The organism is Gordonia sp. p3-SID1431, assembly GCF_025143765.1.
Taxonomy (GTDB): domain Bacteria; phylum Actinomycetota; class Actinomycetes; order Mycobacteriales; family Mycobacteriaceae; genus Gordonia; species Gordonia hongkongensis.
In genome coordinates this window covers 1-26,612 of record NZ_JAMBDT010000023.1, presented here as the reverse complement: position 1 = coordinate 26,612, position 26,612 = coordinate 1, and the positions used below count along the sequence as shown (strand labels likewise).

The following is a 26,612-nucleotide window of genomic DNA, read 5'->3' as shown; positions in this document are numbered from 1 at the left end:
ATACACAAGATTGAAAACGATTGTCGAGCAGTCACGGTCATGACGGAGACCATCAATCGCGCCGGTCAGAGCAACCCTCGCGACTTGAGTAACAGATAGTGATCGGCGAGCTTGGCGGGCAGCTTGTCCGGCGGCGCATCCACCACGTCGACGCCGAGCCGGCCCACCGCGGTGGCGGTTCGGTCCCGCAGGGTGAGTGTGCGTGCCGCGGCGGCGGCGTCGTAGATCTGCGCGGCGTCGGCGCGCTCGGTGAGCATGGCGTTGAGGGCGGGGTCGGCGACCGAGCCGATGATGACCTTGTAGCGTTGCGCGAGCACCGACAGCGGGGGGAGCAGCGACTCCTCGACGGCCGCGGGCTCGAGGGGCGTGAGTAGGACCAGCAGTGCGCGCTGTCGCCCGATCTTGGCGACCTCGGCACCGAGAAGTGGCCAATCGGCTTCTAGGAGAGCGGGTTCGAGATCTGCCATCGCGGTGACGAGGCTGTTGAGCAGCATCGTGCGACCGACGCCGACCACCCGTCGATGGACCCGCCGGTCACCGGCGATCAGATCGACCCGGTCGCCGGCGTGCGACGCGAGTGCGGCAAGCAATAGTGCGGCATCCATCGCGGCGTCGAGTCGAGGTGTGTCGCCCACACGCCCGGCCGACGTCCGAGACGTGTCCAGGACGATGACGATGTGCCGATCCTTCTCCGGTTGCCACGTGCGCACCACGGTCGAACGACGCCGGGCGGTGGCCCGCCAGTCGATGCTGCGGACATCGTCACCCTCGACATAGTCACGCAGGGAATCGAATTCGGTTCCCTGACCACGCACGCGCACCGCCGACCGACCGTCGAGCTGACGCAGGTGGGCCAACCGTGACGGCAGCAACCGCCGCGAATCGAAGGGCGGGAGTGCGCGGACGCGGCCCGGCAACGGCACCGACCGTTGGCGTCCGGCGAGGCCGAGCGGGCCCACGCGTCGAACGGCAACCCGGACCGCGAGACGGTCACCGCGCCGGGTGGGGGTGAGAGTCGTTGTCACCGAGCGGGTCTCCGCACGTGGAACGGAAACCCGGTGGGTGTTCGACGACGCACCCGCCGACGGTTGCCAACTGTCGCGCAACACTCCGCGAAACGTACCGGATCCGTGGTTGGTGACGGCGATCGAACACGTCGTGCTCTGGCCGAGCCGGATCGGGCCGGGTGCCGACCGCGACATGGTGATCGACTTCGTGGACCCTGCCAGCGCGATATCGAGGCACACGAGCAGGGCACAGAACAGCGCCCACAGCACGGGGACAGCGTAATTCGGCCAGACTAGGATGGGTACCGCACCAAGCAGCACCAGGATCAGAAAGCGGCCCGTGAGGAACATCAGCGGGGGACGGGCACCGAGTTGATCGCGGCGTCGAGCACCGAACCCACCGACACCCCTTCGAGTTCGGCCTCCGGGCGCAACGACAGGCGGTGCGCGAGCGTCGACTGGGCAAGCGCTTGCACGTCGTCGGGGGTCACGAAGTCGCGGCCGTTCAGCCACGCCCATGCCCGGCTCGTGCCGAGCAGTGCGGTTGCGCCGCGCGGACTGACGCCGAGGGCCAGTGACGGCGAGAATCGGGTGGCCCGGGCGATGTCGACGATGTAGGCGGTGACCTGCGGGGCGACCGTCACCCGGCGGACCTGCTCGGCGCCGGCCTCGATGTCGGCGGCCGAGGCGACCGGACGGAGGCCGGCGGCGGACAGATCCCGCGGATCGAATCCGGATGCGTGCCGCGTCAGGACGGTGATCTCGTCGTCGCGAGGGGGGAGCGGCAGGGTGACCTTCAGCAGGAAGCGGTCGAGCTGGGCTTCGGGCAACGGGTAGGTGCCCTCGTACTCGACCGGGTTCTGCGTCGCCGCGACGAGGAACGGGCTCGGCAGCGGTCGGGGATCCCCGTCGACGGTGACCTGTCGCTCCTCCATCGCCTCGAGCAACGATGCCTGGGTCTTCGGCGGCGTGCGGTTGATCTCGTCCGCCAGCAAGAGATTGGTGAACACCGGTCCCTCGCGGAACGTGAATTCGGAGCTGGCGGAATCGAACACGAGCGAGCCGGTGACATCACCGGGCATGAGGTCAGGCGTGAACTGCACGCGCTTGGTCTCGACGTCGAGCGCGGCCGCCACCGACCGGACGAGCAGCGTCTTGGCGACGCCGGGAACGCCTTCGAGCAGGATGTGTCCACGGCAGAGCAGCGCGATCAGGATGCCCGCCACCGCCGGGTCCTGGCCGACGACGGCCTTCCCGACCTCGCCGCGGACGGCCCCGAGTGCATCGCGGGCGCGGTTCGGCCCTCCGCCGGGTCGGTGGTCGGTGTGGTCCGGTGGTGGCCCGGCCGGTGCCTTGGCGAACGGGTCCGCGTGTGAGTATGCGTCCGGGGCGAACGGACCGGGGCCTGGGTTGCGCGACGGGTCGACGGTCATGGCGTGTGTCGGACTTCCTTCTCGAGGTTGGTCAGTTCGGCGGTGAAATGCACGAGCTGGGCGTCGGTGGTGGGGAGCGGGCCGGACAGCAGCGACCGGACCTCGCCCAGATCGCGGTGCGTCGCCCCCACCACGGCGAGGACGATCGCCGACACCATCGGGTCCGAGTTCTCGGTCGGCGCGACGACGGTGTCCCAGTCGGGTCGGGACAGTGCGTCGGTGGCACGGGCGGCGTCGAACGGAAGTCCCAGATACGACGCCAGCGAACCCAGTGTGTGGATGCGCAGCGCCGCCGCGGCGCGCGCGTCGGCACGGGCGCGGTGGTACATCCGGCCCCGCGCCCGGGTGGTCTCGACCGCCTTGACGACCGCCGGGAGCGGCTCGGTGACCAGCGGACCGAATCGCCTGCCCCGCCACAACATCAGGGCCAGAACCGCGAAGACGGTCAACACGATCAGCGGCCCGACCGCGGCCGGGATGTCGGACTCCTCCTCCTCGGTCGCCACTTGGTCGGTGACGAAGGGCACGTACCAAAGGATCTCGTCGGAGCTCGCGAAGACCCGCACGGCGACGCCGGCGTTGTCCTGCTGTGCGAGTTGCTCGTTGGAGAGCATTGTGCCGCTGACCACGACGAACTCGGGGCGGTCGGCGGTGCGGGGCACCACGACGAGATTCGATGTCCCGTCGGACGTGAAGCAGGCGGTGGCCGCGGGGGAGGTCGGCGAGTATCCGAACGGACTGAAATCGACGACGTCGGTCTCGTCGATGCCGGGCGTGCGGCAACCCGCGGGAACCGCTGCCGGGCCGGCGCCGTAACCGGACGTGACGGGCAGGTCGAGCGCGGTGAGCACCGTGGTGTCCGGCGCGATCAGGATCACGCGGTCGGCGTCCTGCACACGCTCGCGGAACTGTTGCGTCGTACCGGGATTCAGCGACGAGGTCGAGCTCACCACCACCGTGGTCCCGTGGCCGGGACGAGGGGCGTCGGTGAACTCCTCGAGTCCGCGCACCTGCCGGAGGTCGGCCCCGTGGTCGTCGAGGATCTGAGCGAGAGCGCGCGATCCGGTGGGCTGGGCGTTGTCGGGGTCGTAGCTGACGCCGGGACCGGGCGTGCCCTGCACCCCGGTGAGTGCCGTGACACCGAGGAGTCCGACGCCGGCGACCACGACGACCACCACCAGCACGATGGTCACCCAGATCCACGCCGGCGTCTTGCTCTTCCCGGGCGCCGGTCGCATCGGCGTCGACGAGACGGGTCCGGGTGGCGTCGCCTGCACGGTGTCGGTCATCGGGGCACCGCCAGTCGCCTCGACCGGACCGAGTCCTCGTCGACCGGCCGTGCGGACGAGACCCCGCGCTCGATGTCGAGGACCGCGCGCGCGGATTCGGCCGATGCGTGTCGGTCGCCGTAGGCGATGGCGTCGAACATGTCTGTCGCCGTCTGCAATCCGGAGTCGTAGGTGGGAAAGCGGGGTCCGAGGTCGACAGCGACCTCGTGGGCGGTCAGGGACGGCTCATCGGCCAGCAGGCCGCGCTCGATACCGCGACGGGCCACGGCACGCACGGCGGCGAGCACGCACTCGTCGTACCGGCCTGCGGCGAAGGCGGCGTCGGCGTCGGACCGGAAGTCGGCCGCGGACCGGGCCGGACCTGTCAGCACCGACCCCGTTGGCGGGCCAGCGCTGGTGCGAGGAATTCGTGGGTTGCGTCGGAGATGCCGGACGACCGCGACGACGAGCCCGAGGACGAGGGCGATCGCCACGACGATCACGATGCCCCGAAGGGTGTCGGAGCCGCCGAACCAGCTGAAGACGTTGTCGGCGATCCACTCCCAGAGCCGCTCACCGAAGCGGTCGAACCACGACGGTTCGGGCGGTTGATACTCGGAGTCGGACAGCTCCTCCTCGGCCCACCGGCGTGCTTCGTCGTTGCCGGGGTCCAATGGCGCAGCGAGAACTCCGATCACCGGTCGCCCTGTCCGGAGAAGAACGGCGTCGGGGCCGCCTCGGCGCGTGCATCGTCGTAGAGGACGGCCGGGACGACGGTCAGTACCGGTTGCACGACCATCGACGCCACGACGATGCCAATCACCGCGACGACGGTCTCGGTGCCACGGGCGTCCCCGTCGGCGAACCACACGCCGGCGATCGATCCGAGAAGATCGAAGGGGTACATCATCGTCGTCATCGCGACCCACGCCAGCACGACCATGACCGCCAGGATGCCGAAGGTCCGCCAGAACCGCTCCGCCGACAACGACCCCGAGCGGGCGATCGCGCCTCGCACGGAGAGGCCGTCGACCACGATCGCAGGCGCCGTGAACACCGTGCGTACCAGCAGCCACGTCACCGGGATGAGCGCGACGAGGAAGAGGAGGAGACTCCCGGCGATCAGTACGATTCCGTCGGAGCTGACTCCCAGACCGAGGAGTGCGATGCCCGGGGTGAACGCCGCCGCGACGGCGAGTCCCAGGAGGGCGGTCCACCCCGACAGTCGGGCGAGGGACCGGCGACCCGCGCGCAGGGCGTCGTCGAGCGTCGGTACGGACCCGGCGCGCAGGCGGGCCAGGGGACGGGCGGCGAGACCGCTGAGTGCGCCCGTCATGACGGCCCACTGCGCAAAGACAGTGAGGACGAACGCGGTGACCGGTGCCAGGCTCGCCCAGTCGTCCGGGTCGTCGAGGGTCGGTTCGGCGCTCACCAGCCACCAGGTGATGAGCGCGACTGGTGCCGCCGCCGCGCCCCAGCTCACGCCGACGAGGCCCAGGAAGACACGCGGTGCCGCGAACGTGGTCGAGAAGATCTGTTGCAGCAGTGCGCTGACGGGCGTCGGCCGTCGTGGCGGCATCCACCCCGCCCACCCGTTCCCCGGAAGGGGAGCACTCGAGCCAGGTGGGGTCGACATCGCCGAACCCCATTGCGGCTGCGGTCCGGGCACGGTAGGCGGCCGCGGTGTGGGTGGACCCTGCGGCGGTCCCGCATCTGGCACCGGGCTCCACTCGTCGGAGACGACGGGCGGCTGCCACGGGGGCTCGCCGGACGGTGGTGGAGGTACGCGCGGCGGCTCGGTCATCGAGAGGTGCACCGGCCTTTCCGCACGCGGGGAAACTGTGCGGCGAACGTATCAAACAACTCCGACCGGGCACCGAAATCATCCACCGGTTGACGGACGCCGTGCTACCGTGCCGAATTAGAACACGTTCTACTTTTCTGGAGGATTCATGACCGTGGAACAAGCCGGGCTCGCCGAGAAGATCGACGCGGCCGTCGACTCTTATATCGAGCTGCTCAACTCGGGTACCGCAGAGCAGATCGCCGACCTCTACGCCGCGGACGCGACCGTCGAAGACCCCATCGGCGCGGACATCCGCGACACCCGCGAGCAGCTGGTGGAGTTCTACTCGGTGATCACCGGTATGGACGAGCGCACCGCGACGCTCAAGTGGAAGAAGATCGCCGGCGACACCGCGGTCTTCGAGTTCACCCTGGTCACCAAGACCGCCGGACTCGCCTTCGAGATCACCCCCGTCGACATCATGGTCTTCGACGCCGAGGGCAAGGTGTCGACGATGCGCGCGGTCTGGCAGCAGTCGGATCTCAAGCAACTCTGACCGCGATCCCTCCGCTCCTGAGAGAGCCCGGAGCTTGCGGAGGGCGAGTCAGCCTTGCTCCCTGAGGTGCGAGGAGCGCAAGCGACGAGCCACGAAGGGCCTGGTGGACGGCGGTTTCTAGCGATCCCCCAGACGTCTTGCGGGCCCTTCGTGGCTCGCTTCGCTCGCACCTCAGGGAGCAGAGAATACGGACGCTCAGGAAGGGTCAGCCCCGCCCCGTCGGCCTCAGCACGATTTCTTCGGGGTGGGCGTCGGCCGGGGTGGCGATGGCGTGTACGACTGCTCGGGCGACGGTCGCGGGATGCAGGAACCGCGACCCGTCGTACTCGTCTCCTTCGATGGCGACGATGTCGCGCTGCATGTCGGTGTCGATGCGGCCGGGGAAGACGGACGTCACCCGGAGGGTCGGTTCCTCGACACGCAGCCCGTCGGCGAGCGCCCGCGCCGCGAACTTGCTTGCTGCATAGGGGGTCCATCCGGGGTTGACCCGACGTCCCGCGCCGGAGTTGATGAACACGACGTGGCCCGCAGCCGCTCGCAGAGCGGGGAGCAGCAGCCGCGTCAGCTCGGCGGCCGCGATGAGATTCACCTCGAGGATGTGACGCCATTCCTCGACCGGCGTCTCCGCGACGTGCTCGAGACTGCTGGCTACTCCGGCGTTGTGGACGAGGACATCGAGCTCGGTGATCGCCTCGACCGCGGCTTCGACCTCGTCGTAGTCGGTGAGGTCGACGGCGAAGGTGCTCGCGCCGTCGAGTTCGGTCGCCAGCCGATCGAGTTCGGGGGAGGGTCGTCCGCCGAGCAGGAGGTCGTGGGTCGGCGCGAGCTGGCGGGCGATCTCGGCTCCGAGGCCGCGGCTCGCCCCGGTGATCAACGCGGTGGGCACCTCTCGACCCTACTGCGAATCCGTGGGCGGCAGCCCCGTCGGGCTCGATGAGCAGACGCCGACGTCGCGGGGCACAATCGTCGACGTGGCCAGGTACGGATTCACCCCAACGCAGCTGTCGGCACGTGCCGCGTACCTGCTTCGAGGCAACGACCTGGGCACGATGACAAGCGCTGCGCCCAAGTTGTATCCGCACATGTGGAGCTGGGATGCGGCGTTCGTCACGGTCGGTCTCGCACCGTTGTCGGTCGAGCGGGCCGTCATCGAGATGGACACCCTGCTGTCGGCGCAGTGGCGCAACGGGATGATTCCGCACATCGTCTTCGCGAACGGCCGCGACGGCTACTTCCCGGGGCCGGCTCGCTGGGAGTGCGCCCGCCTCGCCGAGTGCGCGCCCGACTTCCCCGACACGTCCGGTATCACCCAGCCGCCGGTGCATGCGATCGCGGTGCAGCGCATCCTCGATCACTCCCGACGCCACGGTCGCACCACCCGCGCCGTCGCCAACGAGTTCATCGACCGGCGCTGGAGTTCGCTGGTGCGGTGGCACCGGTGGCTGGCACACGCGCGAGACCCCAACGGGCGCGGGCGGATCACCATCTTCCACGGCTGGGAGTCGGGGATGGACAACTCGCCACGCTGGGATTCCGCGTACGCCAACGTGATCCCCGGGGTGGACCTCCCCCCGTACCAACGCGCCGACCTCGATCACGTCGACGACTTCTCGATGCGGCCCACCGACCTCGAGTACGACCGTTACATCTGGCTGGTCGAACAGATGAAGCGCGCCAACTACGACGACGAATTGCTCCCGAAGGTGATGAGCTTCGCCGTCGAGGATGTGTTCGTCAGCGCGATCTTCGCCGTTGCCTGCGACGTGCTGGCGACGATCGGCGAGGATTACTCCAAGCCGCGGTCGGACGTGCGGGATCTCCGCGCGTGGGCTGACCGGTTCCGGGCCGGGGTCGTGTCCGCCGCCAACGACCGGAACGGTGCCGCACGGGATTTCGACCTGCGCGCCAACTCGTGGATCAACACCGAGACGATCGCGGTGTTCGCGCCGCTGCTATGCGGCGGCCTCTCCCGGGACCGCGAACGCGCGCTGCTGCGACTCTTCGACGGTCCGCGGTACTGCGGCCACCCGGATCTGCGGTATGCGGTCCCGCCGTCGACGTCACCGATCTCGGCCGACTTCCGCCCGCGCGAGTACTGGCGCGGGCCCGTCTGGCCGGTGATGACCTGGCTCTTCAGCTGGGCGTTCGCCCGCCGTGGCTGGACCGAGCGGTCGGCGCGCCTGCGCGAGGAAGGACTCCGCCAGGCCACCGACGGGACGTTCGCCGAGTACTACGAGCCGTTCACCGGGGAGCCGCTCGGCAGCATGCAGCAGAGCTGGACCGCGGCGTCGGTGCTCGACTGGCTCGACTAGAGCTCCCGCATCCGACGGCACACGTCGTCGTAGACGTCCACGAGTGGCCGGGGCGTCCCCGACGACCCGGGACGCTCGTTGATCTCTACCCATTCCTCGAAGGCGCACTGCACCTCGAGATTGGCGATCTCCAGGATCATCCGTAGCTGACCGCGAGTTCGCGCCGAGCTGCGGTCGCCCAGGGCCTCGGGCCGTCGGCGTGACTTGTCGGCGTAGCGGCCGAGGGCGGCTCGGCTCAGGGTGGGTGTCGCGAGTACGAGTTTCTGCACGCGCATGAAATGGGCGGACACGTCGTCGCTGCGATCACCGAACCCCTCCAGCAGCTGCCGGTAGACGCCCTCGATGTCGGCGAGCGACAGGGCATCGGGGTCGGTGCCGGCCAGATGGTCGTCGAGTGCCTGGTCGAAACCGAAGCGGTCGAAGAGCACGCACTCTTCCTTGGTCGGGAAGTACCGGAAGAACGTGCGCGGGGAGACCCCGGCGGCAGCGGCGATCTCGTCGACCGTCGTCTCGTCGAATCCGTTGCGCTCGAACAGATCCACTGCGGCCTCGTGGATCTCCAGGCGCGTCGCATCTCGACGGCGGGCCCGCAACCCGCCGGTCTCGGAGGATTCCGGCATGGGTCGAGACTAGCGGTCGACCGGCGCAGGTGTCAGTCGGTGCCAGCCTGGCAGTCCCTGCCATTTTTCGGTAGCGTCGCCGTGTGATCGACCCGGACCACCACAGCGATGAGAGAACGACAGTGACCGAGAACGCCGCCCTCCCGGGCACCGACAACCGCACCGACACCGGCACGGATCGCAGCGCCGTGCTGCTCATCGGGGTCTTGCTGGTCGCGGCCTTCGTGGTGATCCTGAACGAGACGATCCTGAGCGTCGCACTGCCCACCCTGATGGCCGACCTCGAGATCACCGCCGCCACCGCGCAATGGCTCACCAGCGGGTTCCTGCTGACGATGGCGATCGTCATCCCGATCACCGGCTACCTGATGCAGCGCTTCACCCTGCGGTCGATCTACATCGCGGCGATGACGTTGTTCACGATCGGCACCCTCGCCGCCGCCCTCGCGCCGGGCTTCGAACTCCTGATCGTCGCCCGCGTGGTGCAGGCGTCCGGCACCGCGCTCATGGTCCCGCTGCTGATGACGACGATCCTGAACGTCGTCCCGGAGCAGAATCGGGGCCGCACGATGGGACTGGTCTCCATCGTCATCGCCGTCGCGCCGGCCGTCGGTCCGACGGTGTCCGGCCTGATCCTGCAGTCCCTCAGCTGGCGAGCCATGTTCTGGATCGTGCTGCCCATCGCGATCGGTGCGCTGATCCTCGGCGGGGTGTTCGTCCGCAACGTCACCGAACGGCGGCCCGCGCAGCTCGACCTCATCTCGGTCCCGTTGTCGGCTCTCGGCTTCGGCGGTGTCGTCTACGGTCTCAGCAGCATCGGGGAGTCGGCGGGTGGGCACGCCCCGATCCCACCGTGGGTGCCACTCGTCATCGGCGCCGTCGCGCTCGCGTTGTTCGTCGTGCGACAGCTCAAACTCGCCGACCGCGGCTTGGCACTGCTCGACCTGCGGACCTTCGCGATCGCACCGTTCCGCTTGGCCGTCGTGCTGATGGCCGGGTTCATGCTGACGCTCTTCGGCGCGCTCATCCTGCTTCCCCTTTTCCTACAGAACGTGATGGGCAAGGACGTCCTGACCACCGGCCTCGTGCTCCTGCCCGGTGGCCTGGTGATGGGTCTGCTGGCGCCCTTCGTCGGTGCATTGTTCGACAAGGTCGGTGCACGACCACTGGTGCTACCGGGCACCTTGGCCGTCAGTGCCGGCACGTGGCTGCTCACCACGCTCGACGCCGGGTCGTCGTTGGGCATGGTGATCGCGGCTCACGTGATCCTCAGTGCTGGTATCGCTTTCGGTCTGACGCCGCTCATGACCTCAGCGCTGGGATTGCTGAGTCCCGAGCTGTACTCGCACGGCAGCGCGACCGTCAGCACCATCCAGCAGGTCGCGGGAGCGGCAGGCACCGCGCTGTTCATCACGCTGATGTCCCGGGGTACACAGTCGGCCATCGACGACGGGGTGAACCCGCTGCAGGCGGGGGCCGACGGCATTTACCTGGCCTTCGTCGTCGCGGCCTGCCTGTCGCTTGTGCTCATCGCAGCGGCCGCGCTCGTCCGTGGCCGAACGGGTGCGCCGGCGGCCCGGGCCGCCGAGTCGGCCTAGCCGCTCGACCGTCGGCCCGGCCGGCTCACCGGGTCCGGTAATCCAGCAGACCGGACCAGAACTCGTCGGGGATCTCGTCGCCGGCGCGCAGCACCTGCGCCAAGCCGGCGGCCATGAAGACGCCGAGCAGACCAAGCCACAGCCCGGACATCGAGATCGTCACCCAGGCGATCACGACAGCGGCCGGCCACGGGTCGAGGATCAACAAGACCGGCGCGAAGAAGAAGCCCGCCCCGATGAACCACGAGGACAGGGCGCGGTCGCACCGCATGACCGCGGTCAGCCACCGCGGACACGAGCCCGTGGGCGCGCGGAGAGCAGCGGGTCTTCTGCCGACGGCGGTCGGTCGGTCGGTCATCGGACACCTCCTCTGCGGATCGTCGTGATCCCAGTGTCGGCGTCAGACGTCGTGAGAGCCACTACCTCTCAGGTAGTCGCCGCACCCGGGCCGATGTCGTGTGCGAGTGCCACCGCATCGTCGGGTCAGGCCGTCGTCCGGTGCTCTTCGTTCGGGTGCGCGTGCGGAAAGCCGATGGATTGCAGTCGATTCAGTGCATGGGTACGGGCCCGGTGCTGGTTGCCCGGCGGCGGCACGTAGACACCCGCCCAGATCCCGGTCAGGTGAGTCGGATCGTCCAGTGCGAGGCGGGCGCAGCGCGAGCGGATCGGACAGCGGACGCACCCGTCGACAGCGTGCCGGTTGGCCAGGCTCCGGGCACCGGCGGCCTGCTCCGGGAACCAGGCGTCCGGGTTCGAGGTACACGTGGGTTGCATGTCAGGCACTCCGCCGACATCGCGCGCACTTCGTGCACGACCTGTCGTGCTGGTTGCGCCGGCAACCGTCACCCACTGACGCCGATGGCCCATTGATCCCTCCGATCAAACTGAGAACGTATGTTGTCAGAGTCTGGTCGAAGGTGCAACACTGATCGCGAATCACGTTGCGGCGCGGTCGCAGTCGTGCCGAGCAGGCCCGCGGAGTCGAGTCATGAGACGGCGCCCGGCTGGGTTCTCAACCGGGCGCCTGGGCCGGGGCGCTCGCATGCGGCGGAACCGGCTTGCCGACCGCGGTACCCGACCGACCAGGGGCCGAAACGGTGCGCACCTGCGGGTCGATGTCTGCGTGCCCGACCGATCACCCTGTCCGGGACGGGCCGGTTCCGTAGCACGCCATTACAGTGCCGTCACACCTACGAAACACGACGCTTGTTTCATAACAGGGAACAAAGTCCACTACGGGGAGTCGCGCCGATGGGTCGCGGACCCCGGATGTCGTCGACGTACCGCCGCCCGCGAGTACGCCCAGATCGAACCTGTGAAGGAGCATCGTGACCATCGAGAGTGCCAAGGCCCTGGAGTTCCGCGTGACCAGCGGCGGATACGAGGATCTGCCGAAGATGCCCGAGGCGGAGTACCCGGGCACCGAGGGCTTCATCGGAGACGTCTACGAGAACCCGGACGGAAGCCCCATGTGCAGCGGGTACTTCGAGCTGCGCCACACCGACGAGCCGCTGTACTACGAGTACGAATACGACGAGATGAAGGTCGTGCTCGAAGGCGAGTTCCTCCTGGAGAACAGGGAGACCGGGCAGAAGACCGTGGCCAAGGCCAAGGACGCGATCTTCTTCCCGAAGGGGTCCAAGATCTACTTCAGCACCCCCGACTACGCGCTCGCCTTCTACACCGGGTTGCGCGACGCCACCCTCCTCTGAGTCGCTGCCATGTCGCAGATCGACTTCTCCAGCGTGCCGACGTGGGCACGTCCCGGCGTACCGATCGAGGCGACGACGCCCCCACCGACCGGCAACTCGTACGTGCTGGTCGGTGTCGGGGATGTCGCCGAGACCCTGGCTCGCTGGGAGTCATCACTACCTCCGCGTGCCACCACACGTATCCACGGGGATACCGACTCGGTCGCCGCCCAGCTCGGCAGCACCCTCGCCGAAGCCGTTGTCGGCGTGCGAGTCTGGATAGCAGCGGAGCCGGGATCGGCACTGACACTGCGCGCGGTCGCGCTCGGTGCCGGACTCGAGGACGACGAGATCGCCGTCGTCCCGGTGACTTCCGCGCCGCAGTCGGTCGTGCAGATCTTCTGCGCACACTGCCGATCGGTCACCCGCGCGGCCGCGGCCGTCGATGACATCGTCGGGTGCGTCGGTTGCCGTCGCGACCTGCTCGTGTACCACCACGTCTCGCGTCGAACCGGACAATATCTGGGTTTCATGGCCGACGCCGAGACCGCCCAGTCGGCCTGTCCGGGAACCGGACCAGGCGAGGTACCCACCCTCACGAAGGATCCCTCATGAACACCGGAGTGGCCGACATGAGCAGCCCCGAGTCCGTCGTGCGTCCCGGAGCCGGCGCGACGACGCTGGAACTCGTCGTCACGGCTGTCGACGCCCCCGCCCGAGACATCCGCGCGATCACCTTTTCCGACCCCGGCGGCAACGTGCTGCCCGGTTACATCCCGGGCAGTCACGTCGTCGTGCACGGGGGTGCCTTCACCAACGCCTACAGCCTGACCGGCGACGGCGCGCATCCGTTGCACTACTCGATCTCGGTGCTCCGACTCGATGACGGCAAGGGCGGATCGCGTTGGTTGCACGACGAACTCGAGGTCGGCGCAACGGTGTCGGTGGGGTTGCCGCGCAGCGCGTTCGCTCCGGTCGCCCGGGCGCGTAAACATCTCCTGATCGCCGGCGGGATCGGGATCACGCCGATGATGTCCCACCTTCGGTCGGCGGCTCGCTGGCGCCGGGATGTGCAACTGCTGTATGTCTTCCGTGATTCGGCGGCCGCCCACCTCGACGAGGTCACCGCACTCGCCGGACCCCGTGCCGAACTGTTCACCGACCGGCACTCTTTCGCCGATCGCCTCGCACAGACCCTGCGTACCCAGCCGATCGGTACCCACCTGTACGTATGCGGTCCGGCGGCTATGATCGACGCGGTCACTGCTGCGGCGGTGGACGCCGGTTGGCCGGAATCGCGGATTCATCTCGAGCGGTTCGGGATCGACGCTCTCGACGCCGGCGACCCCTTCCGTGTGGAGCTGACCGCTTCCGGGCGGACGGTCGATGTACCGGCGGGGACGAGCATGCTCGAGGCTCTCGAGAACGAGGGCATCGTCGTGCCGAATCTCTGCCGGCAAGGCGTGTGCGGTGAGTGCCGCATCCCGCTCGCCGGCGGTATCCCGGTCCACCGCGATCTCTACCTCACCCCCGAGGAGAAGGACGCGGGCAACGCCATCATGCCGTGCGTCTCGCGCGCTGCGGCCGCCAGCACCCTGGAGGTTCCCCTGTGACAGACACTCTCGGCCCGGGCGGAGCGACGACGACGGTCGCGCCAGATCTCCTCGCGGGCTTCCCGTTCCCGTTCCCCGAGGACCGCTATCGTTACAGCACGAATGTCGAGCCGGCCCGGACCCCGGTGACCACGGCGGCGGGCGAGTGGGGGACGTCGGTTGTCGACATCGATTCGGAGTACCGCACCGAGATCGATCAGCGCGCGGTGATCCTGGCCGCCGATCCCACCCGCCATGCTGTGTTGCCGCACATGGTCCCGGCCGCGTGGGACGCGATGTTGACCGTCATGGGTGAGCTCGCCGCGACCTGTCCCGAGTTCCGGCTCGCGTCGACCGGACCCGACACCTGGTTGTGGCACAACGAAATCCTCGGGATCGAGCAACACTTCCGATACGGTGACCCGGCGTCACTTCCCGAGGAACCGTTGCGCTACATCAGCTCTCAGGTCCAGGAGGACATCGCCCTTCTGGATCAGCGCAATGGGCAACTCCACGTCGATGCCGGGGTCGTCACCTTCGCCGCCGATTGGAGTTTCGGGTTCGACGTCGGGATGAGCTTCCTCGAGATCCACGGACCGGTGCCGCGCATCCACCCCGAAGGCGTCATCACCCGTGCGCACGAGTTCCTCAAGCGCCTCCAACCTCATCAGCCGTATCGACGAACCAACTGGACGTTGACGATCGACCGCAGGCTCGACGTCTCGACCGAGATCTATCACAAGTGGGGACCGGACCGGGAGGTCATCCAACAGGTCCCCGACGACGAGTTCGGCAGGCGGGTACACCTCCGCGTCGAAGTGCAACACCTCATCCGGCTGCCGGATTCGGGTGCGGTCATGTTCCTCATCCGGACGTACATGCTTCCGCTCGAGCAACTCGCCACCGTCGAGGTCTGGCGCCGACGCACCGCGGAGGTGTTGGCCGAATTGCCCGGTGACATGGCCGATTACAAGGGCATCATCAAGTTCCGGGATCGTGCGGCGCAGTGGCTGCGCGCGGCCGCACCGGCGACGCCGGAGACCACCGGGGCCGGCATGCCGCGGTGGCCCGCCTCGCCCCCGGCCGTCGACACCACCGGGGCGGCGTTCCTCGTGGTGGCGATCGGCGACGATCCGGCAGCCGCGCACGTGTCACGGAACTGGGTGGCGGCCGCCGAGGCAGCCGGAGGGACGCGGTTGGTGGTCCTGGACTCACTGGGCGACGCGGTCGACAGATCGGCGTTGCAGTCTGCTCTGGACGAGTGCCGCACCGGTACCCGAGTCCTGGTCACCGGCGGGCAGTACGACGTCATGACGGCACTCGCCATGGCGCGTAACGCGGGGGCGGTGGCGGCCGAACTGTCGTGCTATGTCACGCACACCCGCGACCTACCGCTCTACTGCGCGCATTGCCGCGAGACCTTTCGCGCCGAGGCCGTTGTCGGCGGCGTCGTCGCGTGCCCCGGTTGCGCTCGGGATCTCGAGGTGCACGAACACCATTCACCGGTGATGGGCAGCTTCCTGGCCTCTGCGGTCGGCGGCGACGAATGACCGCGGTCGCCGTAGGGCAGTACCCGGCCCACCTTCATCCGGCCTATGCCACCGGTCCGCGACCGATGCGTGTCATGTCCGTGCGACAACTCACCGACGAGGTCACGCATTTCCGGTTCGGCCCCGTCGACGACGCCCACGCGGTCCTGACCGCGTACCAGCCGGGCAGCCATCTCATCATCTCGGCCGGCGGACAGCGGAATGCCTACTCGCTCGTCGACGACGGGATGTACCCGACCAGCTACGGCATCTCGGTGTTGCGACGTGGTGCGGGCGGTGGTTCGGATTGGTTGCACGACAACCTCGTCGTCGATGCCGTCATCGAGATCGAGGGTCCGCGTTCGATGTTCCCGCCGGTGCTCGATCAGCGCGGCGCATTGCTGATCGCGGGCGGAATCGGGGTCACGCCGGTGCTGTCGCACGCCCGTGCCCTCGCTCGGGACGGGCGTCGGGCCGACATCGTCTACTCCTATCGGCGTGGATGCGGTGCGCACACCGAGGACCTGCGGGCGCTCGCCATGCAACCCTCCGTGACGCTGCACGAGGTGTCCGGGGCCGCGGCCACCATGCGGGTGATCGCTGAGCGATTGCGGGCGCAGCCGCTCGGAACGCACGCCTATGCCTGTGGTCCCACGTCACTCCTGGAGGCGTACACGCGGCTCGCGGAGGACGCCGGATGGCCCAGCGCGCGAGTACATCTCGAACGTTTCACCGCCCCCGAACAGGATCCCGGCGATCCCTTCACCGTGACGGTGGCGTCTTCGGGCCTCCGCATCGACGTGCCACCGGGTGTGTCGCTGCTGCAGCGGTTGCTCGACAACGGCGTCCCGGTGCCGAGTCTGTGCCGCCAAGGCGTGTGCGGCGAATGCCGAATCCCGGTGCGAAGCGGCCGAATCGAGCACCGCGACTTCGTACTGACCGACGACGAGAAGACCGTGGGCGACGCCATGCTGTGTTGTGTCTCGCGCGGTCAGGACATCGAGGTGGACCTGTGAGCATCGAATCGTTCCCGACCCGTCGGGTCGACCACCTGACGAACCTGCCGTGGCCGTTTCCGGACGAAATGGAGGAGTTCTCCTACAGCGTGAACGTCGAACCGGCACGCATCCCGCGTCCGACCCGGGCCGGCGAATGGGGCAGGCACCTCGTCGATCTCGGCGGCGCCGAGTATCCGGAGATCATGGCCGAGCGACGGCGGATCCTCGACGCCGATCCGACACGCGTCCGTGTGCGCCCGGGGATGGAACTGGCCTCCTGGGATCTGCTGTTGTACTACCTGCGCGATCTCGGTCACGCCTACCCCGCGGCGATGGAGCTCACCGAACACGGTGACGGTCGATTCCGTTGGTGCAACCGGCTTCTGGGTACGGATCAGGAGTTCGTCCTGGGTGATCCGGCCACCCTTCCCTACGGCCCCATGGAATTCCTGGCGCGTGAGGTACCCGACGACCTGCTGCTCGTCACCGAACGCGACGGGCACCTGTACTTCGACGCCGGCGTGGTCACCTTCGCCGCCGCGTGGTCGGTGTCCTTCGACGTCGGGATGGACATGTACGAGATCCACGCGCCCGTTCCCCGCATGCTCCGCGAAGGCATCGTCGCCCGCGCCGAACAGTTCCTGCGGAGGCTACCCGCAGACCAGGTGTACCGCAGGGTGAACTGGACGCTGTCGGCGTCGGACTCCCACAAACTCGACGTCAGCCTCGAGGAGCTGCCGGAGTGGGCGGCCGACGTCGCGGGCATGATCGCCGACGGCGATTTCGGTCGCGCGCGACTGCGCATCGAGCTGGAACACTTCGTCCGGTTGCCGATGTCGGGTGCGGTGACGTTCAATATCCGGACATTCATGGCCTCGCTCGAGGACGTGAAGCGCATACCCGAGTGGGCCGGTCAATTGGCGACCGTCATCGAGACGCTCGGCGAGGACATCGCCGCCTACAAGGGTTTTCTCGACTATCGCGACAACGTCGTCGCATACCTCCGCGGTCAAAGTCGCCCGTGAGCCCTGGTCCCGTAACACCCGACTTCTCGTAGAGTCCCAGAACCGAAAGATCGCTCATGGAACCCATACTCGCCGCCAATGCCGACCTGGCATGGATGCTGGCGGCCTTCGTCTTCGTCCTGCTGATGTTCCCGGGCCTGGCCTTCTTCTACGGAGGCATGGTCGGATCGAAGAACGTCCTCAACATCATGACGATGGTCATGTCCACCCTGGCGATCACGGCGGTCCTGTACGTCGTGATCGGGCACGGCCTGGTGTCCGGTCCGTCGGTGGGCGGGTGGGGCCTCATCGGCAACCCGACCGACTACATCGGCCTGACCAACTGGCTCACCGACGACGCTTCCGGCGCCACCCAGACGCTCTACTTCGCAGCCTGGTTCATCCTGTTCGCGGCCATCACGATCGCGATCGTCGCCAGCGGCGCGGCGGGCCGGATGAAGTTCTCGGCGTGGCTGGTCTTCGCGCCGATCTGGCTCATCGTGGTGTACTTCCCGGTCGCCCACTGGGTCTTCGCGGCCGACGTCGACGACAACTACAGCGGCGGGTTCCTGCTGAACGACCTCGAGATCGTCGACTACGCAGGCGGCACCGCCGTCCACATGAATGCCGGTGTCGCGGCCCTTGCCCTCGCGGTGGTGCTCGGTGCGCGCAAGCGGCGGATGGAGCGCCCGCACAACGTGCCGATGACGATCATGGGCGGCGGCATCCTGTTCTTCGGCTGGTTCGGGTTCAACGGCAGTTGCGCGCTCGGCGCCAACTTCCTCGCGCAGGCCGTCATCCTGAACACCCTGCTGGCCGGTTCGGCGGGCATGATCGGGTTCGCGATCATCGAGAAGTGGCGCGAGGGGCACGTCACCTCGCTCGGCATGATCACCGGCACCGTCGCGGGCCTCGTCGGGATCACCCCGGCGGCCAGCAGCATGGCACCGCTCGGTGCGCTGCTCGTGGGCATCTTCGCCGCGGCGGTCGTGGCGTTCCTGCTGAGCTTCAAGAGCAAGCTCAAGATCGACGAGACGCTGGATGCCTTCGCCGTGCACGGCATCGGCGGGATCGTCGGAACCATCTGCATCGTGCTCTTCGCCACCGAGGCCGCGCCGGCCGGTGTCCAGGGGATCTTGTTCGGCGGTCCGGTGGACATCGTCTGGCGTGAGCTCGCCGGCATCGTCATCACCTGCACGTACTCGTTCGTGATGACCTGGCTGATCGCCAAGGGACTCGACAAGCTCATCGGCATGCGCGTCGACGAGGAGACCGAGATGGTCGGCCTCGACACCGCGGTCCACGCGGAGACGGCGTACGAGATCCCCGCCGCCTCGGTCGGTCACGCCGGCGGACTCGCGACCATGTCGCCGGCCCGTGCCGCGGACAAGGTGGAGGAGGCGATGCCGCCGTCGACTCCGGCCTCGGCGCCACCGGCCGGGGTCTGATCCATACCGGTCATCGGTTGGCAACTGCTCGGGGGTTCACCGTTCGACGGTGGGCCCCCGAGCGCTGTGCGTCCGAGGACGTGGAAAACGTTGCCGGACAGATTGACACCCACCGCTCACGGAGTCGAAACAGGGACGAAACATCCACCGGGTCTACTAATAGTAGACAATGGTTCACGCTAGTAGACATGCGGAACGAAAGCCCATAGAGTCGACCCCGGAGCACATGATGACAACCACCGAGACAACGACCGGCGAACTCGCCGATCTCTGCGCGACGCACGGCACCAAGTTCATCCTCGCGATGTTCGTCGACCTCCGCGGCAAGCCCTGCGCCAAACTGGTGCCGGTGGAAGCGGTGGACGAATTGGCCACCGAGGGCGTAGGTTTCGCCGGATATGCGGTCGGCGCGATCGGCCAGGAGCCGAAGGATCCCGATCTCATCGCGATCCCCGATGTCCGGTCCTTCCTGCCCATCCCGTTCATCAAGGAGGGCCTCGCGGTCGTTCAGTGCGATCCCCATGTCGAGGGCAAGCCGTGGCCGTTCGCGCCCCGGAACATCCTCAAGGCGCTCATCGCGCAGACCGCGGACGCGGGTTTCGAGCCGTGGGTCGGGGCCGAGGTCGAGTACTTCCTCCTGAAACGGGCCGCCGACGGCTCGCTGGTGACCGCCGACGCCGCCGATGATTCCGACCAGCCGTGCTACGACGTCCGCGGTCTCACCCGGATGTACGACCACCTCACCACCGTGTCCACCGCGATGAACCAACTCGGCTGGAGCAACTACGCCAACGACCACGAGGACGGGAACGGCCAGTTCGAGCAGAACTTCGCCTACTCCGACGCGCTCACGACCGCCGACCGCGTCGTCACGCTCCGGTACCTGCTCTCCGCCCTGGCTGCGGAGAAGGGCATGATCGCGACCTTCATGCCGAAACCCTTCGCAGAGCGCACCGGGTCGGGTCTGCACTTCCACCTGTCCCTCACGCAGGCGGGCGACCCGGTGTTCCCGCAGGTCACCGACGACGAGCGAGGACTGGGGTTGTCGGAGACGGCGTACGGGTTCATCGGCGGGATTCTGGAACACGCACCCGCGCTCCAAGCCGTGATCGCACCGACGGTCAACTCCTACAAGCGAACCGGTGCGACGGCGACGCGCTCGGGTGCGTCCTGGGCCCCGCGGCGGGCCACCTATGGCGGCAACGACCGCACCCACTACATCCGGGTGCCCGACGAGCAGCGCGTGGAGCTCCGTGGCGGTGACGGGTCGGCGAATCCGTACCTGGCCGTCGCCGCGCTGCTCGGTGCGGGACTCGACGGCATCAAGCGGAGTCTGGACCCGGGCGCCGTCGGCAACTGCCCCGGCCACATCGCCGAACTCCCGCTCACCCTCCTGCACGCGGTGGAGGCGCTGGAGGCCGACGGGGTCGTCGCCGGCACGCTCGACGCCGCGCTTCCCGAGGACTGGCCCGAGGACGAGCAGCGGGTCTCGGCATACTTCGCCGGACTCAAACGCGACGAGTTCTTCGACTGGCACGCGGCGGTCACGCCGTGGGAGGTCGACAAGTACCTGACGGCGTTCTGACCGTCCTTCCCCCAGAACACAAGACCTCTCAACGAGATTCATCGATCGACGTAAGGAACTGATCATGTGCGGAATCGTCGGGCTGCACCTGCGCAACCCTGACCTTCACCCCCGGTTGGGCGAGATGCTCGCCGGGATGCTCGGCGAGATGCAAGACCGTGGCGCGGATTCGGCGGGTATCGCCGTCTACGGCAACCCCACGTGGGCACCGTCCGGACACGGCTGCATCTCCCTCCTCGAACTCGACGTTCTTCCCGACGAGGTGTCCACGACGCTGAGCGCGGCCCTCGGGGTGCCGGTCGCGGCACAGACGATCGACGTGACGCTGGTGGCCTCCGCCCCGGCGCCGGCCGACGAGCTGCTGGCCGCCGCCCGGGCCGCATACCCGCAGGCCCTGGTGGCCGGTTTCGGGTCGGACCTGACCGTCCTCAAGGGCGTCGGCGCACCCCGTGACCTGACCGAATCCTGGGGCCTGGCCGCGGCGTCGGGATGGCAGGGCGTCGGGCACACCCGGATGGCGACCGAATCGGCGGTCACCTCCTCGGGCGCACATCCGTTTGCGGTCGGCCCCGAACAGTGCCTGGTCCACAACGGTTCGTTTGCGAATCACGCGACCATCCGGCGTGAACTGCGCGCTGCCGGAGTGGAATTCGACAGTGAGAACGACACGGAGGTCGGGGCGCGCTTCGTCGCACACCAGCTTGCGGCGGGCAAGGACGTGGAAACAGCACTGAAAGAGGTCTGCGCGAACTTCGACGGTTTCTACACGTTGCTGGTGTCGAATCGCGATTCGTTCGCGGTGGTGCGCGACGCCATCGCATGCAAACCGGCCGTGATCGCCGAGACCGACGACTGGGTGGCCATGGCGAGTGAGTACCGCGCACTGGCCAAACTGCCCGGCGTGGAGAACGCCCGCATCTGGGAGCCCGAGCCGGAGGTCGTCTACGCATGGACTCGATGACCGCCGAGTTTCCCTCCACCCCTACCGTTCCCGCCTCGAACGACACGGCGAAAGCTGAGACGATGAACCCCAATCACACCTTCGACCTCGCCGAAACCCCGTTGCGCGAGATCAACTCGATGCTGCACGGGGACATCTCCGGCGAGATCGTCATCGACAACCCGGCCGGAGCCCACAGCGTCGCCGCGGGAGTCAACCTGCCGGTGAAGATCACGATCAACGGCCACGTCGGCTACTACGCCGCGGGCATGAACCAGCAGGCCGAGGTCACGATCAACGGCAACGCCGGCACCGGCGTCGCCGAGAACATGATGAGCGGCAGTGTGATCGTGAAGGGCAACGCCTCGCAGTCGGCCGGCGCCACCGCGCACGGTGGACTCCTCGTCGTCGAGGGCGATGCCGCGGCACGCTGCGGCATCTCGATGAAGGGCGTCGACATCGTCGTCGGCGGAAACGTCGGGCACAACAGCGCTTTCATGGCTCAGGCGGGCCGCTTGGTCGTCCGCGGCGACGCCGGCGACGGTCTCGGCGACTCGATCTACGAGACCCGCATCTACGTGCGCGGCGAGGTCGCCTCGCTGGGTGCCGATTGCATCGCCAAACCGATGCGCGCCGAGCACCTCGAGGAACTGGCCGGGTTGCTCAAGGCCGCCGGTTTCGGCGACGACGACCCCCGCGACTACACCCGCTACGGCTCCGCCCGCGAGCTCTACCACTTCAAGGTCGACAACACCTCCGCGTACTGACCCTCCTCCGCTCCCTGAGGAGCGCCCGGAGCTTGCGGAGGCGCAACCCCTGCTCCCTGAGGTGCGAGGAGCGATAGCGCGGCCGACCACCTGCTCCCTGAGGTGCGAGGAGCGTTAGCGACGAGCCACGAAGGGCCGCAACGCCGCACGACCACACGACGAAAGAGAACTACCGATGACCAACAACCTGAGCATCGAACAGCGCGGCCTGCGTGAGTCGGCCACGTTCGACCGCACCACCATCGCCGCGATCCAGCGCGCGGCCGAGACCGGCATCTACGACATCCGTGGCTGGGGCGCCAAGCGCAAGCTGCCGCACTTCGACGATCTGCTGTTCCTCGGCGCATCGATGTCCCGGTACCCCCTCGAGGGTTATCGCGAGCGCTGCGACACCGACGTCGTCCTCGGCTCGCGAAATGCGAAGTACCCGTTGCATCTCTCCACCCCGGTGACGATCGCCGGGATGAGCTTCGGCGCGCTGTCGGCCGGGGCGAAGGAAGCGCTGGGGCGCGGCGCCTCGGAGGTCGGTACCTCCACCACCACCGGTGACGGCGGGATGACGCCCGAAGAGCGGGGTCAGTCCAAACACCTCGTCTACCAATATCTCCCGTCGCGATACGGGATGAACCCCGACGACCTGCGCAAGGCCGACGCGATCGAGATCGTGCTCGGCCAGGGTGCCAAACCGGGCGGCGGGGGAATGCTGCTGGGACAGAAGATCTCCGAGCGTGTGGCGGGCATGCGTACCCTGCCGCAGGGAATCGACCAGCGCAGCGCGTGCCGTCACCCCGACTGGACCGGACCGGACGACCTGGCGATCAAGATCAACGAGTTGCGCGAGATCACCGACTGGGAGAAGCCGATCTATGTGAAGGTCGGCGCCACCCGCACGTATTACGACGTGAAACTCGCGGTGCATTCCGGCGCCGACGTCGTCGTGGTCGACGGGATGCAGGGCGGAACTGCGGCGACCCAGGACGTCTTCATCGAGCACGTCGGCATCCCGACCCTCGCCGCCATCCCGCAGGCGGTGCAGGCCCTGCAGGAGTTGGGTGTTCACCGAGAGGTCCAACTCATCGTGTCGGGCGGAATCCGCAACGGCGCCGATGTCGCCAAGGCGATGGCCCTCGGTGCCGACGCCGTCGCCATCGGCACCGCAGCGCTGATCGCGTTGGGCGACAACGATCCCCGATACGCCGCGGAGTACGAGGCGCTGGGATCGGCCGCCGGTTTCTACGACGACTTCCAGGACGGGCGCGATCCCGCGGGCATCAGCACGCAGGACCCGGAACTCTCGGCGCGTTTCGACCCAGTCCTCGGCGGAAAGCGCCTGGCGAACTTCTTGCGCGTGATGACGATGGAGGCCCAGACGATCGCCCGTGCGTGCGGCAAAGCGCACCTGCAGCATCTGGAGCCCGAAGATCTCGTCGCCATCTCGATCGAGGCGTCGGCGATGGCCCGCGTTCCGCTCGCCGGGACGAGTTGGATTCCGGGGGCGGGCCTGTGAGCACCGAGACCGCCTCGGTCGTCATCGTCGGTGGCGGCCTCGAGGGCGTGGCGGCCGCCTGGGCCTTGGGACAACGCGGCATCACCGATGTGATCGTCTGCGAGCGGGACACCGTCGGCGGCGGGATGACGGGCAAGTCTTCGGGAATCGTGCGGTGCCACTACGGCGTCGGTTCGCTGGCGGCGATGGCCGCGGTCGGACTCGAGGTCTTCGAGAAGGCGGAGGAGATCTTCGGCTCCGACATCGGATTCCGTCAGACCGGATATGTCGTCGGCGTCGGCGAGCCGAATGTCGAGAACATGCGCAAGAGCCTCGCGGCGCAACGTGCGGTCGGCGTGCAGACCGAGGAGATCGACGCCGCCGATGTCGCCGCGATGTGGCCCACCGCCGACCTCGAACCCTTCGCGGCCTTCGGTTGGGAAGAGCGCGGCGGCTACGGGGACGCGTATCAGACCGCGCAGGCCTTCGCGGCCTCGGCGCGGGCAACAGGAATCCGAATTCGTCAGGGCACCAACGTCACCGGCCTAATCGTCGACGCCGACCGGGTGACGGGAGTCCGACTCGCGGACGGTTCGACGATCTCCGCGGACACCGTGGTCGTCGCCACCGGTGTCTGGTCCAAACCGTTCCTCGCGCCCTACGGGGTCGACATCCCGATCGAGGTGCACCGCGAACAGATCGTGATGATTCACCCCGGTGAGGACCTCGGCGAGGTGCCGGTCTTCTCCGACCTGGTGTCGCTGCAGTACGTCCGACCGGACGTCCGCGGCGAGATTCTGTTCGGCAACAGCGATCTCGCGGCGCTCGACATAGCGAATCCCGACGACTACCGGAACCGCGCGGACTCGGACTTCATCGACCTCACCGTCGACAAGGTCGGCACCCGGTTCCCCGGGTTCACCGATCCGGCGATCACCACGAGCTACGCCGGGTGTTACGACGTCACACCCGACTGGAATCCGATCATCTCCAGCGGACCACTGGACGGGCTCGTCCTGGCGGCCGGGTTCAGCGGCCATGGGTTCAAGATCTCGCCGGCGGTCGGCCGGTTGATCGCCGACCTCGTCGTCGACGGACGCAGCGCGGACCCGCGTATTCCGGAGTCGGACTTCCGGTTCACGCGGTTCGCCGAAGGCGACCTGCTGACGACGCGCTTCCCGTATGTGGGAGCCGGCGAGATGCGCTGACCGGGACGCCGGATGATCCGAGGCCGTGGCCGTCGACAGGGGTGGAATCGTGTGTCAACTGTCAGGAAACGTTGTTTCTCACTATGCTGGCGGCGTGACGGACGACCCATTGATCCGGAATCAGTCCGGCACCGCGCGAGAGAGACCTGTCGACCAGTCGGTCGAGGAGCTGGAGCTCGAGACGGCGATCGCGCACAACGTGCGTCGCCTGCGACGTCAGCAGGGACTGTCGGTGGGAGACATGGCCACTCGCGTCGGCATCTCCAAGGCGATGCTGTCGAAGATCGAGAACGCCCAGACCTCGTGCAGTCTCAGCACGCTCGCCCGCCTGGCCAACGGCTTCGACGTGTCGGTCACCTCGCTGTTCCGCGGCGCCGAGATGGAGCGGTCGGCGGTGTTCGTCAAGGCGGGCGAGGGCTCGGAGATCGTGCGCGAGGGGTCCCGGGAGGGTCACGAGTACGAGCTGCTCGGGTCGCTGCGCGGTGAGCACAAACGCCTGGAATGTCTCCTCGTCACCTTGACGGAGAAGTCGGTGACCCAGCCGTTGTTCCAGCATGCGGGAACCGAGTTCCTGTACGTCCTCGAGGGCGTGATGGACTACGCCCACAGTCGCTCGGTGTACCGGATGCATCCAGGCGACTCGCTACAGATCGACGGCGAGGGCGCGCATGGACCCGTCGAACTCGTCGAGCTGCCGGTGCGCTTCCTGTCGGTGATCGCGTTCCCGGATTCGGCCGTGTGACAGCCCCATTCAGGTTCGCGACCGGCTGAGGTCGAAGTCGTAGCGCGAGGTCGGCACCACGTCGAGGTGGCGGTCCGCGCCGAAGCGGGACACGCTCTCGAGCATCAGGGTCATCCGGCGCTCGAGTTCCAGCTGATCACCGCCGCTTCCGTAGAACGCGTGGATGTCGCTGACCGCCGCCATCGGGAACAGTTCCTCGACGATGGCCGCGACCGGCGGGATGTCCTCGGTCAACGGTCGTTCGACGATGTTCTGGACGTAACCGAACGTGGCCTGGGTGTCGATGGCGACCTGGGTGTGATCGTCCAACCAGCGGCGCAACCACTCGGCGTGGTCGAGTTCGTCGGGTCGCCGCAGGAACGCGACGTTGGACAGGGCGTCGATCCGCGTCCCGTCCGCGGGCAGGTCCGGATTGAGCGGCGCCCGCGCGGTGACCGCCCAGGCAGCGATCGGACCGTCGAGTTCGTCATCGACGACGGCAAGGACCGGGTCGGGGTCGGGCGCCCAGAAGGACAGCACCGCGACGATGGGCGGGTCGAGTTCGTCGATGCGCATGGCCCCGGAGACCGCGTCGTCGCTGAGGTTGACCTGCACGCGCGTTGCCCCCGCTGCCATACAGCGCTCGACGAGATCGTCGGCGTCGGTGCGGCTCGGCCCGCCGCCCCGGATGGCGACGATCACCTTGGAACTCGTCATCCCGCGGACGGTACCGGTCGTTCCGCGCGCCGGTCGCCGATTCGCAGATCCATCCGCGCTTTTGCTCCCTGAGCTGTGGGGAGCGCAAGCGACAGCCCCCTGCTCCCTGAGCTGTGAGGAGCACAAGCGACAGCCCCCTGCTCCCTGAGCTGTGAGGAGCGCAAGCGACAGCCCCCTGCTCCCTGAGCTGTGAGGAGCGCAAGCGACAGCCCCCTGCTCCCTGAGCTGTGAGGAGCGCAAGCGACAGCCCCCTGCTCCCTAATCCGAAGAGTTAGGTGAGGTGGCTGCTCAGGCCGCTCCGTGGGGTGTGATGGTGACGTCGTATCCGAGTTTGTGTGGGTCGTAG

The 26,612-nt window shown here is 68.0% G+C and carries 26 protein-coding genes; 16 read left to right on the top strand and 10 right to left on the bottom strand.

Annotation, left to right across the window (positions count from 1 at the left end; translation table 11 throughout):
• Positions 1-65: 65 nt before the first annotated feature.
• From M4D77_RS08250 to M4D77_RS08230, 5 genes are read right to left on the bottom strand one after another with little or no spacing between them, the layout of a single operon-like run.
• Positions 66-1,358, bottom strand: coding sequence for a DUF58 domain-containing protein (locus M4D77_RS08250; RefSeq protein WP_259935982.1), 1,293 nt, complete (start codon positions 1,356-1,358; stop codon positions 66-68).
• Positions 1,358-2,440, bottom strand: coding sequence for a MoxR family ATPase (locus M4D77_RS08245; RefSeq protein ID WP_259935981.1), 1,083 nt, complete (start codon positions 2,438-2,440; stop codon positions 1,358-1,360). Before M4D77_RS08245 ends, M4D77_RS08250 begins: the two co-directional genes overlap by 1 nt.
• A complete protein-coding gene (locus M4D77_RS08240) occupies positions 2,437-3,729 on the bottom strand; it encodes a DUF4350 domain-containing protein (RefSeq protein WP_203235877.1) in 1,293 nt (430 codons plus the stop codon). The genes M4D77_RS08245 and M4D77_RS08240 overlap by 4 nt, the downstream gene beginning before the upstream one ends.
• Positions 3,726-4,406, bottom strand: coding sequence for a DUF4129 domain-containing protein (locus tag M4D77_RS08235; protein ID WP_159371734.1), 681 nt, complete (start codon positions 4,404-4,406; stop codon positions 3,726-3,728). The genes M4D77_RS08240 and M4D77_RS08235 overlap by 4 nt, the downstream gene beginning before the upstream one ends.
• Positions 4,403-5,287 carry a glycerophosphoryl diester phosphodiesterase membrane domain-containing protein gene (locus M4D77_RS08230; RefSeq protein WP_205333799.1) on the bottom strand — a complete coding sequence of 295 codons (885 nt, stop codon included), beginning with the start codon at positions 5,285-5,287 and terminating at the stop codon, positions 4,403-4,405. The genes M4D77_RS08235 and M4D77_RS08230 overlap by 4 nt, the downstream gene beginning before the upstream one ends.
• Positions 5,288-5,660: 373 nt before the next feature.
• Here M4D77_RS08230 and M4D77_RS08225 point away from each other — a divergent pair, with 373 nt between their 5' ends.
• Positions 5,661-6,050, top strand: coding sequence for a nuclear transport factor 2 family protein (locus M4D77_RS08225; RefSeq protein WP_065631129.1), 390 nt, complete (start codon positions 5,661-5,663; stop codon positions 6,048-6,050).
• A gap of 205 nt (positions 6,051-6,255) precedes the next feature.
• On the opposite strand, the gene M4D77_RS08220 is transcribed toward M4D77_RS08225, so the two are convergent.
• A complete protein-coding gene (locus tag M4D77_RS08220; RefSeq protein ID WP_065631128.1) occupies positions 6,256-6,936 on the bottom strand; it encodes an SDR family oxidoreductase in 681 nt (226 codons plus the stop codon).
• An 85-nt stretch (positions 6,937-7,021) separates the two neighbouring features.
• On the opposite strand from M4D77_RS08220, the gene M4D77_RS08215 reads away from it, so the two are divergent.
• The gene (locus tag M4D77_RS08215; RefSeq protein WP_159371733.1) at positions 7,022-8,362 is read left to right on the top strand and encodes an amylo-alpha-1,6-glucosidase; all 1,341 of its coding nucleotides are present in this window, start codon (positions 7,022-7,024) and stop codon (positions 8,360-8,362) included.
• On the opposite strand, the gene M4D77_RS08210 is transcribed toward M4D77_RS08215, so the two are convergent.
• Positions 8,359-8,982, bottom strand: coding sequence for a TetR family transcriptional regulator (locus M4D77_RS08210; protein WP_159371730.1), 624 nt, complete (start codon positions 8,980-8,982; stop codon positions 8,359-8,361). The two genes, M4D77_RS08215 and M4D77_RS08210, sit on opposite strands and share 4 nt — an antisense overlap.
• Positions 8,983-9,104: 122 nt before the next feature.
• On the opposite strand from M4D77_RS08210, the gene M4D77_RS08205 reads away from it, so the two are divergent.
• The gene (locus M4D77_RS08205; protein ID WP_159371729.1) at positions 9,105-10,580 is read left to right on the top strand and encodes an MDR family MFS transporter; all 1,476 of its coding nucleotides are present in this window, start codon (positions 9,105-9,107) and stop codon (positions 10,578-10,580) included.
• 25 nt (positions 10,581-10,605) lie between these two features.
• On the opposite strand, the gene M4D77_RS08200 is transcribed toward M4D77_RS08205, so the two are convergent.
• Entirely contained in the window at positions 10,606-10,938 is a 333-nt protein-coding gene (locus M4D77_RS08200) for a hypothetical protein (protein ID WP_159371728.1), read from the bottom strand.
• A 125-nt stretch (positions 10,939-11,063) separates the two neighbouring features.
• Positions 11,064-11,354 (bottom strand): WhiB family transcriptional regulator, encoded by a 291-nt coding sequence (locus M4D77_RS08195; protein WP_068972131.1) that lies wholly within the window; start codon positions 11,352-11,354, stop codon positions 11,064-11,066.
• 554 nt (positions 11,355-11,908) lie between these two features.
• Between M4D77_RS08195 and M4D77_RS08190 the strand changes: the two genes are divergently transcribed.
• The 13 genes from M4D77_RS08190 (at position 11,909) to M4D77_RS08130 (ending at position 25,570) form a co-directional block, all read left to right on the top strand.
• Positions 11,909-12,292, top strand: a complete 384-nt coding sequence (locus M4D77_RS08190; protein WP_068972132.1) for an ethanolamine utilization protein — start codon at positions 11,909-11,911, stop codon at positions 12,290-12,292.
• 9 nt (positions 12,293-12,301) lie between these two features.
• Positions 12,302-12,886 carry a dimethylamine monooxygenase subunit DmmA family protein gene (locus M4D77_RS08185; protein WP_159371727.1) on the top strand — a complete coding sequence of 195 codons (585 nt, stop codon included), beginning with the start codon at positions 12,302-12,304 and terminating at the stop codon, positions 12,884-12,886.
• Positions 12,883-13,884: a PDR/VanB family oxidoreductase gene (locus M4D77_RS08180; RefSeq protein WP_159371726.1), complete on the top strand. Its 1,002-nt coding sequence runs from the start codon at positions 12,883-12,885 to the stop codon at positions 13,882-13,884. The genes M4D77_RS08185 and M4D77_RS08180 overlap by 4 nt, the downstream gene beginning before the upstream one ends.
• The gene (locus M4D77_RS08175) at positions 13,881-15,413 is read left to right on the top strand and encodes a DUF3445 domain-containing protein (RefSeq protein WP_159371725.1); all 1,533 of its coding nucleotides are present in this window, start codon (positions 13,881-13,883) and stop codon (positions 15,411-15,413) included. The genes M4D77_RS08180 and M4D77_RS08175 overlap by 4 nt, the downstream gene beginning before the upstream one ends.
• Positions 15,410-16,408: a PDR/VanB family oxidoreductase gene (locus tag M4D77_RS08170; protein ID WP_065631121.1), complete on the top strand. Its 999-nt coding sequence runs from the start codon at positions 15,410-15,412 to the stop codon at positions 16,406-16,408. The genes M4D77_RS08175 and M4D77_RS08170 overlap by 4 nt, the downstream gene beginning before the upstream one ends.
• On the top strand, positions 16,405-17,415 hold the full coding sequence (locus tag M4D77_RS08165; RefSeq protein WP_159371724.1) for a DUF3445 domain-containing protein: 1,011 nt from the start codon (positions 16,405-16,407) through the stop codon (positions 17,413-17,415). The genes M4D77_RS08170 and M4D77_RS08165 overlap by 4 nt, the downstream gene beginning before the upstream one ends.
• A 56-nt stretch (positions 17,416-17,471) precedes the next feature.
• The gene (locus M4D77_RS08160; protein WP_065631120.1) at positions 17,472-18,842 is read left to right on the top strand and encodes an ammonium transporter; all 1,371 of its coding nucleotides are present in this window, start codon (positions 17,472-17,474) and stop codon (positions 18,840-18,842) included.
• Between the two features lie 226 nt (positions 18,843-19,068).
• The gene (glnT, locus tag M4D77_RS08155) at positions 19,069-20,427 is read left to right on the top strand and encodes a type III glutamate--ammonia ligase (protein WP_374193966.1); all 1,359 of its coding nucleotides are present in this window, start codon (positions 19,069-19,071) and stop codon (positions 20,425-20,427) included.
• 64 nt (positions 20,428-20,491) lie between these two features.
• Positions 20,492-21,388: a glutamine amidotransferase gene (locus tag M4D77_RS08150; protein ID WP_159371723.1), complete on the top strand. Its 897-nt coding sequence runs from the start codon at positions 20,492-20,494 to the stop codon at positions 21,386-21,388.
• Entirely contained in the window at positions 21,376-22,134 is a 759-nt protein-coding gene (locus M4D77_RS08145; RefSeq protein ID WP_159371722.1) for a protein glxC, read from the top strand. Before M4D77_RS08150 ends, M4D77_RS08145 begins: the two co-directional genes overlap by 13 nt.
• Positions 22,135-22,309: 175 nt before the next feature.
• Positions 22,310-23,641 carry an FMN-binding glutamate synthase family protein gene (locus M4D77_RS08140; RefSeq protein ID WP_159371721.1) on the top strand — a complete coding sequence of 444 codons (1,332 nt, stop codon included), beginning with the start codon at positions 22,310-22,312 and terminating at the stop codon, positions 23,639-23,641.
• The gene (locus tag M4D77_RS08135; RefSeq protein ID WP_159371720.1) at positions 23,638-24,828 is read left to right on the top strand and encodes an FAD-binding oxidoreductase; all 1,191 of its coding nucleotides are present in this window, start codon (positions 23,638-23,640) and stop codon (positions 24,826-24,828) included. Before M4D77_RS08140 ends, M4D77_RS08135 begins: the two co-directional genes overlap by 4 nt.
• A gap of 94 nt (positions 24,829-24,922) precedes the next feature.
• Complete coding sequence (locus tag M4D77_RS08130; RefSeq protein WP_374193967.1) at positions 24,923-25,570, top strand: helix-turn-helix domain-containing protein; 648 nt, start codon at positions 24,923-24,925, stop codon at positions 25,568-25,570.
• Positions 25,571-25,579: 9 nt separating this feature from the next.
• Here the strand turns inward: M4D77_RS08130 and M4D77_RS08125 are convergent, their stop codons facing one another.
• A complete protein-coding gene (locus M4D77_RS08125; protein WP_159371718.1) occupies positions 25,580-26,266 on the bottom strand; it encodes an EthD domain-containing protein in 687 nt (228 codons plus the stop codon).
• Positions 26,267-26,612 lie beyond the last annotated feature (346 nt).